General features: G+C 29.0%; 13 protein-coding genes. 2 read left to right on the forward strand and 11 right to left on the reverse strand.

Going from position 1 to position 11,829, the window contains the following annotated elements:
• Positions 1-25: 25 nt before the first annotated feature.
• The 6 genes from AVBRAN12647_RS09165 to AVBRAN12647_RS09190 all read right to left on the reverse strand — a co-directional run bounded on the left by AVBRAN12647_RS09165 (position 26) and on the right by AVBRAN12647_RS09190 (position 6,623).
• A complete protein-coding gene (locus tag AVBRAN12647_RS09165; protein ID WP_336609060.1) occupies positions 26-2,152 on the reverse strand; it encodes an autotransporter outer membrane beta-barrel domain-containing protein in 2,127 nt (708 codons plus the stop codon).
• A gap of 96 nt (positions 2,153-2,248) precedes the next feature.
• Complete coding sequence (locus tag AVBRAN12647_RS09170; protein WP_336615071.1) at positions 2,249-2,695, reverse strand: hypothetical protein; 447 nt, start codon at positions 2,693-2,695, stop codon at positions 2,249-2,251.
• Positions 2,685-3,617, reverse strand: a complete 933-nt coding sequence (locus AVBRAN12647_RS09175) for a D-2-hydroxyacid dehydrogenase (RefSeq protein ID WP_336615072.1) — start codon at positions 3,615-3,617, stop codon at positions 2,685-2,687. Before AVBRAN12647_RS09175 ends, AVBRAN12647_RS09170 begins: the two co-directional genes overlap by 11 nt.
• Positions 3,614-4,672 (reverse strand): iron-containing alcohol dehydrogenase, encoded by a 1,059-nt coding sequence (locus AVBRAN12647_RS09180; RefSeq protein ID WP_214118903.1) that lies wholly within the window; start codon positions 4,670-4,672, stop codon positions 3,614-3,616. Before AVBRAN12647_RS09180 ends, AVBRAN12647_RS09175 begins: the two co-directional genes overlap by 4 nt.
• Before the next feature lie 9 nt (positions 4,673-4,681).
• Positions 4,682-5,848, reverse strand: coding sequence for a glutathionylspermidine synthase family protein (locus AVBRAN12647_RS09185; RefSeq protein ID WP_214118902.1), 1,167 nt, complete (start codon positions 5,846-5,848; stop codon positions 4,682-4,684).
• A gap of 106 nt (positions 5,849-5,954) precedes the next feature.
• Positions 5,955-6,623: a hypothetical protein gene (locus tag AVBRAN12647_RS09190; RefSeq protein WP_214118900.1), complete on the reverse strand. Its 669-nt coding sequence runs from the start codon at positions 6,621-6,623 to the stop codon at positions 5,955-5,957.
• A 108-nt stretch (positions 6,624-6,731) separates the two neighbouring features.
• Here AVBRAN12647_RS09190 and flgE point away from each other — a divergent pair, with 108 nt between their 5' ends.
• A complete protein-coding gene (flgE, locus tag AVBRAN12647_RS09195) occupies positions 6,732-9,260 on the forward strand; it encodes a flagellar hook protein FlgE (RefSeq protein ID WP_336615073.1) in 2,529 nt (842 codons plus the stop codon).
• An 84-nt stretch (positions 9,261-9,344) separates the two neighbouring features.
• A complete protein-coding gene (gene corA, locus AVBRAN12647_RS09200; protein ID WP_214120399.1) occupies positions 9,345-10,304 on the forward strand; it encodes a magnesium/cobalt transporter CorA in 960 nt (319 codons plus the stop codon).
• Between the two features lie 129 nt (positions 10,305-10,433).
• On the opposite strand, the gene AVBRAN12647_RS09205 is transcribed toward corA, so the two are convergent.
• From AVBRAN12647_RS09205 to AVBRAN12647_RS09225, 5 genes are all read right to left on the reverse strand, one after another.
• A complete protein-coding gene (locus AVBRAN12647_RS09205; RefSeq protein ID WP_214150303.1) occupies positions 10,434-10,562 on the reverse strand; it encodes a type II toxin-antitoxin system YafQ family toxin in 129 nt (42 codons plus the stop codon).
• Between the two features lie 226 nt (positions 10,563-10,788).
• The gene (locus tag AVBRAN12647_RS09210; protein ID WP_336615074.1) at positions 10,789-10,965 is read right to left on the reverse strand and encodes a hypothetical protein; all 177 of its coding nucleotides are present in this window, start codon (positions 10,963-10,965) and stop codon (positions 10,789-10,791) included.
• 1 nt (position 10,966) lies between these two features.
• Positions 10,967-11,089, reverse strand: coding sequence for a type II toxin-antitoxin system mRNA interferase toxin, RelE/StbE family (locus AVBRAN12647_RS09215; RefSeq protein ID WP_336615075.1), 123 nt, complete (start codon positions 11,087-11,089; stop codon positions 10,967-10,969).
• Between the two features lie 8 nt (positions 11,090-11,097).
• Positions 11,098-11,238, reverse strand: a complete 141-nt coding sequence (locus AVBRAN12647_RS09220) for a hypothetical protein (RefSeq protein ID WP_336615076.1) — start codon at positions 11,236-11,238, stop codon at positions 11,098-11,100.
• Complete coding sequence (locus AVBRAN12647_RS09225) at positions 11,238-11,465, reverse strand: hypothetical protein (protein ID WP_336615077.1); 228 nt, start codon at positions 11,463-11,465, stop codon at positions 11,238-11,240. The genes AVBRAN12647_RS09220 and AVBRAN12647_RS09225 overlap by 1 nt, the downstream gene beginning before the upstream one ends.
• Positions 11,466-11,829: the final 364 nt, after the last annotated feature.

Below are 11,829 nucleotides of genomic sequence, written 5' to 3' on the forward strand. Positions count from 1 at the left end.
TAAAAAAGGGCTTAAAGCCCTTTTTTTAAAATGTATATCTAATGGTTGAGTTTATTTCATAATCATTTGTAAGTTTTGTGCCAAAGCTTCTTTCAACACTTAAATTCAATCTTAAATTATCGCTAAATGTATATGCTGTGCCAACGCTTACAAATCCTCTATCGCTAGCTCCTAATTTGCTTTTTACCTTAGCATTTACTCCTTTTATAATATCGCCTATTAAAAGGTCTGCTTCTTTAGTTTGAGTATCAATTACTGCCCCAACACCAGCTCTAAATGTAAAATCATTTACGCTATAACCTGCAAATATTTGTGGTTTAAATATTAATGGAGAATGAGCATCTACATTTATTTTAAACTTATTAAAGATTTTTAAGCTTGATTCATATTTGCCGATATATCCAGTGATTATCTCAAGGCTTGGTTCAAGATAAAAATTATTATTTACATTAAATCTATATCCGCCCTCTGCACTAACTAAGAATGAATTTTGAGATTTAACATCAACAAATTTACTATCATAACTACTTCTTATATATTTTAATACCAAATCAGCAAAATATCCATCATTATGAATATAACTTAAATACGCTCCTACGCTAGTGTCTTTTGCTCTTACACCTGCATTGATTTTATCATAGCCAAATAGCACACCAGCAAGAATATCAGCATTATTTAAGCTAGTTTTTTTATCTGCACCAATTTGGGTTGAATAGTAATTAAAATTATTGTTACCATTGCTAAAACGACCACCATAAATTCTAAACCAAGTCCCAATATCCGCATTTAAACCACGCACTTCACCTAAACGCTTATTCATATTATTGATTTGAACATTTAAAGTGCTTAGAGCTTCTGCTGTTATATCGTCTTTTTTCTCATCTAAAATTGTTGTAGCTATTTGATTTGCTAAGGTTTGTGCTTGTGCTTTTACTTCAGGAGCTGCATTGCTTAAATCTCCATTGTGTGAAGCTGCTAAACTGATTAATGCGTTAGCGTGAGTTTGAGTATTAGCCGTATAAATACCACTTGACATTAACTCTTCTTTAGCTTTTTTGCCTTCTTCTGTATTGTTTGTAATATTTGCTTGAATTTCTTTTAATTGCTCTTCTAGTTCTAGTAAAGTTTTATTAGCTGTAGTTAGCTCTGTTTTAGCTTTTTCAAGGTCTTCACTTGCTTTATCTAAAGCTGTTTTAGCGTTAGCTTGATTTTGTTTAGCTTCTTCAACTTTAGTTTGAGCTTCTGCATATACTTTCATTGCTTCTTCAACTTTGGTTTGGGCTTGAGCTTGTAAAGTTTTATTATCTGTTATTTTTTGCTCTTGAGCTTGGATTTCTTTATTTTTTAACTCTAAATTCTCTTTATATTTTGTAAGCTTTAATTCTTCATCTCTTTTATTGAATACCAATTTATTATGAGAAGATGAAGCTTCGTTGTAATCAAATAAGGCTTTTCCTTTTTTTGTTGCTAAAGGCTCTAATTCGTCATCACTTATTTTTACAGCCAGATGAGCTTCTTCTTGATTTCTAAGTGCTTCAACTACTTTATTTTTTAACTCTTCATCTTCTGGTTTATTCTTTAATGCTTCTCTAGCTTTTTCTAACTCTGTTTGTGCTACTTCTTCCTTTTTTAATAATTCAGCGTGTTTTGTATTTAATACCCCTAATTGCTTTACCAAATCATCATAAGCATCTTTTTTAGCAGTTAAATTAGTTTGAGAAGTAGCTATTTGCTCTGTCAAATTTTTAATACTTGTTTCTTTTTTAGTAATTAAATCATTTATTCCTTGTAATTCTTGATTTAAAGTCTCTTTTTGAGTATTTAAAGAATTACCTTGATTTACTAAGTCTGTATGTTCTAGCTCAGCTTTACTCTTTAAGCCTTGTTTTTCTCCAACTATAGTTGTAGCGTCTTTAATAGCTTTAGATAAATCTTTATATGTTTTGTCTTTTACTAAATAATCATTATTAGCTGTTGTTACACCATTTTCTTTTTGAGTGATTGTTAATTTTTGAGCTTCAATCTTGCTTTCTAACTCTGTTTTTTGACTTAAAAAAGTATCTAAACTATTACTTAAACTATTTTCTACTGCATATACATTTGTCCCTAGTAGTGCCACTGCACAAACTGATGAAAATAATACTTTTTTCATAATTTCTCCTTATTATAAATTCCATCTAAATATAATATTTTTTTGTAAATTTCATTAGATTATTAGGAAAAAATTATTATAGAATAATAAAATTTATTATTTATTAATTTTAATGATAATATTTTTTGAAGAAAACTCACATTTTAAATCATCAACAACATAAGTTAAATCACCAATTATTTGAGTAAAACCATTTTGAGTTTTTGAGTAATTTTTCTTAGAAAATATATTTTTACATAAAATTATATCTTTTAACAAATCATCATAATACCATTTGCCAAAGAATTTTTCATTAAAGCTTTTTTTGGTATAGCATTCGTTGTTAAAACATATTTTTTCATTGATTTTAAAAGTATTTATGTATTTTCCAAGTGTATATAAATCAAGACTTAAATCACCTTTATTATCCTTTAAAAAACCTTGTCCTTTAAACTTAATAATATCGCTTTTAATAGTTAGATTTATAGTTGTAGTTGGAATTTGCTTAGCACAAGAGCTAAAGAATAGGGCTAAAATTAGCCCTAAGTAAATCTTATTTACCATTTAAAAAATCTCTTAAATTATTCACCATCATTGCTACTAGCCTTGTAACACATTCACAAGCAGTCCAAGCTATGTGTGGGGTGATTATTAGATTTTGCTTTTTGCTTATGTTTAATAAAGGATTATCAGCACTCATTGGCTCAACTTCTACAACATCAAGTCCAACGCGGATATTTTTACTATCAATTGCTTTTGCGAGTGCTACTTCATCAATTATCCCGCCACGCCCAAGATTTAGCAAATACGCATTATCTTTCATCATTGTTAGTTCTTTTTCGCTGATTAATTTATATGATTTGTCGTTAAGTGGAGCGTGAATGCTTATAATATCGCTATTTTTTAGCAATTCTTCTAAGCTAACTTTTTTAAAATCAGCATTGTAATTATTGTCACTAAGACTTGTATAAACCACATTAGCACCAAACATTTGTGCTATTTTTGCAACTTCTTTTCCAATAGCTCCAAGTCCTATAATTCCCCAAGTTTTGCCTTCTATTGTGTAAATTCTTCTTGAATAATCGCAAAATAGTTCGCTCTTAGCCCAATTGCCTTTTTTTGTGTAGTCATTATAATAAAGAGTTTCGTTCATTAATGATAAAAGTAGAGCATAAGTATGTTGAGCCACACTTTTTGTGCTATAACCTGCTACATTTTTAACTACGATATTAAATTCTTTTGCCGCAAGCAAATCAACCGTATTCATACCCGTTGCACTAATTAAAATTAGTTTTAAATCAGGGCAAGCTTGCATAACTTCACGGCTCATTTTGATTTTATTAATCACTGCTACTTCGCATTTTTCTAATCTTTTTACTACTTCATTAGGCAATGATTTTTCATATAATACAACTTCGCCAAATTCTTTAAATGCGTCAATGTTTTCTCCACCTAAGGTGTTTGCGTCTAAAAATACAATTTTCATTCTTTCTCCTTTTTATAAATTAAAGCATTTTTTATCTCATCAAGATTTGTTATAAAACCACGATTAATTAGATTAATAACATCGCTAGATGCAAGGACTAAACTAGCTATTTTGTCAATATGTTTTAAAAACTCATCTTCTTTTATAAAATCACTTATTTTAGTAGGTAAATTGATTTCTTTGTAAAACTTAAGCAATTTTTCATATTCATCATATTTTTTCTCAATTAGTAATTGGACTAAAATACCAAATGCTACTAATTCTCCGTGTAAGAAGTTTTTTTCTATTTCTTTAATATAACTTATCGCATAGCAAGTTGCGTGAGCAAAAGCTCCATTATATTCAATATTAATTGAGCGTGAAACATAGCCAGTATTTACAATTATTGACATTACGACATTTTTAAAACTCAAATCATCATTTAAAGATTTTGCATATTCATAGTTTAAATCTACGCACAAATTACTACAAATTTTGCCAAAAGAATTTGAGTAATTTACGCCTATATTATTAGCTTTTGCATATTTTAATTGCAAATCAAATTCGTAAAATTTCGCCATCGTATCGCCAATACCTGCTATTAAATACCTTTTAGGAGCGTTTTTAATAGTTTCTAAATCTATAAAACATTTAAAAGGTGGTTCTTTAAAAAGCGCTAATTCTTTAAACTTTTCATCTTCATAAATAACAGATAGAGCAGATACAGCAGCACAAGTTGCAGCGATTGTTGGTATAGTAATTATTTTTAGATTAAAAGCATTTGCTATGTATTTTGAAGTATCTAAAACTTTACCACCACCAATTGCTAAGACTAAATCAAATTCTAAGCCTTTGCATTCATTTATAATTTTATTAATATCATTAAACGAGCATTCTTTAGTATGCGTTAGATGATAATTGCCACTAATTGCGTATTCTAATTTATCTTTAAATTTCGCAAATGCCGTAACTCCGGCAATAACTAAAATATTTTTATAATTTTGTAATTCTTGTTTTAAATTCTTTTTAATATCAAAATCAACTACAAATGAAGTAAGACTTAGAATTTCTTGCATATTTTTCCTTTATTTAATAATGTGTCCTACGAATTGTGCGTAATTATCTATAATAGTTCCACCTTTTCTAAATCCAAGTCCGCACGCTTCGTAGGCAAAAAATACCCCAGCTTGATAGAACTCGCCATTATATTCGTTAAGTTCTGCAAATTCTTGATAAATAAATCCGTTATTTTCATAATCTCCATTATTTTTTGTAATTATTTCGCCATTTTTGTCCAAAATCGTAACATTTGCACCTTCACGACCAAAAAACGGCTTTTTAACTTGTTTAGTATTTTCAAGTGGTAAAAAGCTAGTTTTTAATAAATATTTATGATTTGGATAAAGCTGCCATAAAATCTCTAAAATAGCCTTGCTTTGAAATAATAATGTATAAGCAGGATTTAGGATAATTGCTTTTTGGTTTTTGATTATTTTTGTTAGTAAATGTGCTAATTCGCTTTCTTCAATAGCTATTATTTCCCAAGGAATTAGCATAAAGCAAAACTCATAATTCTCATCAGCTAAAAACACTCCATCTTCGCTAAATTCAACATCTTCAATATAAGCAAACTCGCATTCATATCCAGCGTCTTTTGCCATTTGCATAAGCAATCTTGTAGTTAGCTCTTCTTCAGTATTTTTTACACTTGTAAAAAGTATTTTCCAGCCTTCATATACTTCATCAAAATTACTTACATCTTCATCTAAAGTTGATAAGCGTTTAAAATTATCAACGATTGCTTCGTAAGTGTGATTGAATTGATTGCTTTCATCTAAATTATTTAGTCTTAATTGCTCAAATTGTAAAATCGCCGTTTCAAAAAGTGCCGTTGGAGTATTCGCATTAAACTCAAGCAATTTAATAGGTAAATTATCAAGCCCACCAGCTAAATCAAAACGCCCATATAAATGCCAATGAACTTCATTTTCCCAAGATAATTTCACAACTTCGTGTAGATTAAAAGGAATGCCAAGTTTATCTAAAAGATTATTATCAATTACATAAGAACCTGCGTTTATAAACATATCATATAGCTCATTGCAAGCGTTATAATAATTATTTGCTTCATCTTCGCTAATTATTATTAATTTATCATCTACATATGATTTTTTATCTTCATTTGTATGCCAAGTAAAACCCATATTTTCTAGCTTTTCAGTGCTTAGTTTTTGAATATTTAAAAATTTCATTTTTCTCCTTTTAATAAAAGCTGATTTTAACAAACATTGATAAAGCTTTTATGATTAATTTTTTTTTGATATTATGAAATGTATTTCGTGAGTGGTCTTGACACTCTTAAAAGCAGAGTTTTACTCTGCTTATCAAATCTTCATTAAAATCACTTATCAAATCATCTAAAAATCTTTCTAAATTTCTTGGATTTATACTGATATAGCAATTTTCATATAATTTATAACTAATATTAGAATATTTGTTATTTCTCATTTTCAATAAATTCTCAAAATGACTTGCACGATTTCTAAGACTTAAAAATAGTTTTAATAATGCTTTATTTTTATTATCTAAAAATATATTAGTCTTTTGCCCGTTTATTATTATGTAGTTTTTATTATTCTTATCAAATCTTTTTAAGTCTAAATCTGAAAATATATACTTCTCAATTTTTTCATCTTCAATAATCTTAATTATCGTTCCTAGCGTAAGATTGCTTAATAATTCATCTTTTGTAGGTGTTCTTTTTTTGCTTTTATATAATTTATTTATTTGTTCTTTTATACTTTCATTTTCGTAATCTAAAAGCCAATCATCATTATTAAACTTTTTTGCCAAAATATCATTTAAATAATTTCTTAAAGTTATTTCTAAAATGCCTATTTTTGGGGATAATTTTGAAATTAATTTAAGATTTTTAAAATGCTCGTCTAAGTCTTTATAACTTTGTAATCTTGTATTTGATAAGCACTTTATTAAATCTAATCTAAAATTATTTTTTACACTATCCACAAAATCCCCTTATTTTCGGTATTAAATAAACATTTTAATATAAAAAAATAAAATTGGAACACCTTTTGCTAAAACTTGCTTAGAGAATTTAATTACAAGGATATAAAAATGATGAGATCACTTTGGTCTGGAGTATCAGGTCTTCAGGCACACCAAATAGCAATGGACGTAGAAGGTAATAACATAGCAAACGTTAATACAACAGGCTTTAAGCACTCTCGTGCAAATTTTAACGACTTGATGAACCAAACAAGCAAAGTTGCAACAGCTCCACAAGGAGAGCTAGGTGGTAAAAACCCTATGCAAGTTGGACTTGGAACTCAAATTAACTCAATTACTAAGATTTTTGCTCAAGGAAGTATCCAAACAACAAAGAAAAACACAGACTTAGCTATCCAAGGCGATGGATTTTTCGTAGTAAGCCCTGATGGTGGTAAAACTTATAAATATACAAGAAACGGGGACTTCGTTCGTGATGCTTATGGTAACTTCGTTGATAATAATGGTTATATAGCGCAAGGTTGGTTAAGAGATGAAGTTACAGGCGAAGTTGATACTACTTCTCCAATTAGAAATATAGTAATAAAACCAGGTCTTACAACCCCTGCAAATCCTACAACATTAGTTAGTTTAAAAGCAAACCTAAATTCAGGTAATAGCATAGGCGATAAAAAAACTCCAATCTATCAGCTAGATAGCAATCACGAATGGACTAATATAAACGGCGATGGTATTAAGGTTGATGCGGGTGTGCATAAAGAAAACGATGTTTCACAAAATAGCTTTATTACAAACAAAAATGGTGAATTACGCTTAAATGAGCGTGGCGTTGATATGGGGGTATTATTCAATGCTAGTGGAGAAAGTCTTGGACTTAGAAAAGGTCAAGGAATTTGGGTTAGTTATGCAGAAGCTAGAACTGGTCAATTAACATTGGGAAATGCTGGAAATAATGCACCTACTATCGATAATAACGGAACATTTAATGTAGCTGCTAATTTAAATATAGAAATTAACGGAACTCAAATAGCTGCTAGTGTTTCAACTGTAGCTGATATAGCAACTGCTATTAATGGAGTAAGTGGTAAAACAGGTGTAAGAGCCGATATAGTAAATGGAAATCAGCTAATATTAGTAAATGATAATAAGCAAGGCACAACAGCAGCTATGAAAAATATCGTTGTAAGAGCTGGAAATGGAGCAAATGTAGATAATACTGGTATTTTAAGAACTGCCATAGAGCATCACGGCAATGGTAATGGCAGGAGTATAGAAGTAATTACTGCTTATCAATATACTTATGATCCAAACCCAACTAATACAGCACACGCATTAAATGCAAATACCGAAAGAAGCTTTAATACCACAGAAGATTTAAGAGAAGCTATGCAAAAAGATGCAAGACTTTATGTAAATTACGATGGAAGACAAATAGCTGATGATCAATGGAGTACAAATGGGACTAAAAATGATGGAGTTGAAATCATAGTAGATGCTAAAGGACAATTCGTTATCAAAAATCCTAAAGGAGACGCATTTAATGCTGATGATGGCGATATTACTGATATGAGCACAGAAGCAATTAATAATAGAGCTAGAGTATTATTTAATGGAGCTCCTGCAAATGGTGCAATCTTACCAGGCGGTATGAACCCTCCTTTAGCTGGTTGGGATCAAATTACACCGGAACAACAAGCACAATTTATACAATTAAATCCAGCTTTAACAACTCCTGCAAATGCAAACAACAATGAAGATGATTTCAATATGTTCTTAAGCATTAGCAATCTAACAAATCCGGCAAATAATGTTAATGAAAACGATAAGTTTATGAAAACTATGCAAGGTATGCAAGGAGCACTTACAAGTGGAGATGGAATTCGTCAAACTCAAGGGCTTTATATGAGCGCACATAGTTCAAGTATTGATATATTTGACTCACTTGGGACAAAACACTCAATCAAATATGACTTTACAAAAATCGGCTACACAGATGATGGTGGCACAGAGTGGGGAATAGTAATTCAAGTTCCAGAGCCTTGTGAAATCAACATTAGTGGCGAAGGTCCAAAAAATGTCCTAACAGGAACAATTAGATTTAATAGCGATGGTTCATTACAAGGATTTAGCCCAAGTTCAGTAAGCTTTACAGCAAACAACGGCTCAACTCCTAATCAAAACATAGATTTTTATTTCGGTAATCCAAATGATTTTGATGGAATTACAAGTTATGATAGAGAGAGCAATACAAGTGGTATTTCTCAAGATGGTTTTAGTGGTGGGGACTTAAACGGAATTAGAATTGATGAAAGCGGAACAATCATCGGAAGCTTTACAAATGGTAGAAGCTTTGGTCTAGCACAAATTGCGATGGCGACATTTACAAACAACGAAGGTTTAGAAGCTGAAGGCGGCAATGTTTTCACTCAAACATCAAACTCAGGTGAGCCAGTAATCGGAGCTGCTACAACAGGTGGTCGTGGTAAAATCCAAGCAAGTAGCCTTGAAATGTCTAACGTTGATTTAAGCACATCTTTAACAAACTTAATCGTAATTCAAAGGGGTTATCAAGCAAACTCTAAGACAATTACTACAAGTGATCAAATGCTTAACACACTTTTACAATTAAAACAATAATTTTTAGGATTTAAGCTTAGCCTTAAATCCTATTTAAAATTTCAAAATTTTCATTATAATAATTAAAATTTATAAAGGATTTTTATGCTTTTTATTTATTATAAAGACAATTTAAATGTATTAAAACGCACTATTAATATCAATGAAGAAATACCTGAAAATACTTTATGGGTAGATTTGTTTAATTTCAACCTAGATGAGATTGCTTATATAGAAAATAATTTTAATATTAAAATTCCAAACGATGATGAAAAATACAACATAGAAGAAAGTGCGAGATATTGGGAAGAGCAAGATACTATTACTATTAATAATGTGTTTTTAAATAAAGACGCTCTAAATCAAACAACCACTACAAAAGATACGATTACATTTTTACTAAATAAAAAAGTATTATTTACAATCCGTGCTAGAGAAATTCCGACCTTTGCTTCTGTAGAAAACATAATTCTAGCAAATCCAACTCATTATAAAAGTGGCTATGAGATATTAAGCGAGATTTTTGATATGAGAGTGGATAAAGATGGAGATGTGCTAGAGTGGATTGATAAAGTTTCAAGATTACTAAAAACCGAGATTTTAGAGCAAAAAAATGCTCTTGATTATGATTTTTACCTTGCTAAGATTTCAAATCTTCAAGATTTAAATATGCAGATTAGATATTCGTTGTTTGAGAAGAAAAAGACCTTATCATCACTTATTAAAAGCGATAAAATAGGCGTTCATATTAAAGAGAATTTAGACATAATTTTAAAAGATTTAAATTCTTTAATAGATTTTAGCCTTTCGCAACTTGGGATTTTGGATAATATACAGACGATTTTAACTAGCAAAATTGACATAGAACAAAACAAAATCATAAAGCTTTTTACCATTGTTACCGTTGCTATGATGCCACCTACTTTAATAGGGACAATTTATGGAATGAACTTTGAGAATATGCCTGAATTAAAATTCCAATATGGGTATTTTATAACCTTGAGCCTAATGATAATCTCTACAATAATACCTATTATATTTTTTAAGAAAAAACGCTGGTTATAAGGACGGAATTTAAAACAATCATAAATATTTTTTATGCTAGTTTTTTGATTTTGCTTAGTTTTTATAAAAAAGGTGCTAAGAATAGCACCTTAAAATAATTACAATAAAAATATATCGCTAAAATCTAATTTATGTTAAATTATTTATTTTGCTATGATTTATAGTGCTAATGCAAGTTGGAATTAATATATTTTTATTTTTATACACTAGCACTAAATCATTTTTGATATGACAATCTCTACAATCTTTTAAATCCATTACAATGCGTAGTTTTTATAAATCAGCTCTTAGACTTCAACATTTTCAAGGCGTTTAATAATATCTAGCGTTAGATTTTTATCTTCTTTACTTAATTTTTTAAAATCTATTTTAAAGCCTTTAAAAATACGGATTATTATTTGTTGTAATTGTTACATTCATATTTGTTACTTTTGTAATCGTTATCTTATAGCATATTAAATTATCAAGCTTTTAGCGAAATCTCTTAATCTAATTCTTTTAATCTTTTAAATACTGATAAAATCTCTAGTTTGTCTAACTCTTTTTCCATTTTTGCCATAGTTTGACTGACTAATCGTCTTTCTTCTTGGTATTCTTGTGTTATAAAACTCTTATCAACATATGGATTTTTTGTAGCGTTATCAAAATTAAATTCTTTCATATTATTTTTTACTTAAATTATTGTGATTTGTAAGCTTAACACAAGTTAAGACTAAAATATCTTTATCTTTTTTATAAACAAGTAGCAAATCAGGCTTAATATGGCACTCTCTATATCTGCTCATATTACCTTTTAATTTATAATCTTGTATTTTATATCTAATTTTTTCCCACTTGCTAAAATATCAATTACTTCTAAAACAAGTAATTTATCATCTATGTTTAATTTTTTAAAAGTCTTTTTATAAAGGCTAGAATAATCAATGTTATACATTACCAACTCATAGAAACTTTTTTAAACTCATCTAAGCTTAATGGTTTTCTCTTGCCTTCTAAAATCATTTTTGTGTTTTCTTCGCATTCTTTTATTGCTTCTAGCAATTCGCTTTCTTCTTCATTAAGCTTTTGTATATTAAAATCAGTATTAGAAAATTCCAACAAAGCCTTTATCATATTTAATAGCTTTTCATCACTTTTTAAAATTATTTTTGTATAGCTCATATTTGCTCCTTTTTGCGTGATTATAGAACAATTACGCTTAATTATTTTAAAATTCAAATTACGATTTTTAAATAATTTTATTTTTATGATTAAGTTTTAAAAAAATTTAATGTGAAATAATTTGAAAAATATTTTAGAGTTTAAAGAAGTAAAAAAGGTGCTAAGGATAGTACCTTTTGTGTTATTACAAATAATCTTTATTGCGTTTTTAAAGGTGCATTGCACCTTTAAAACTATTGTAATAATCCTAGTCGTTTTTTAAGATAGCATTAGCTATCTTAAAAACTCCTATTATTACTACAATAATCTTTGTAGTTTTTAAGGCGACAAGCACCTTAAAAACTCCATTCAGTATTACTATTGT

The organism is Campylobacter sp. RM12647, from assembly GCF_020138135.1.
In the GTDB taxonomy this organism is placed as follows: domain Bacteria; phylum Campylobacterota; class Campylobacteria; order Campylobacterales; family Campylobacteraceae; genus Campylobacter_E.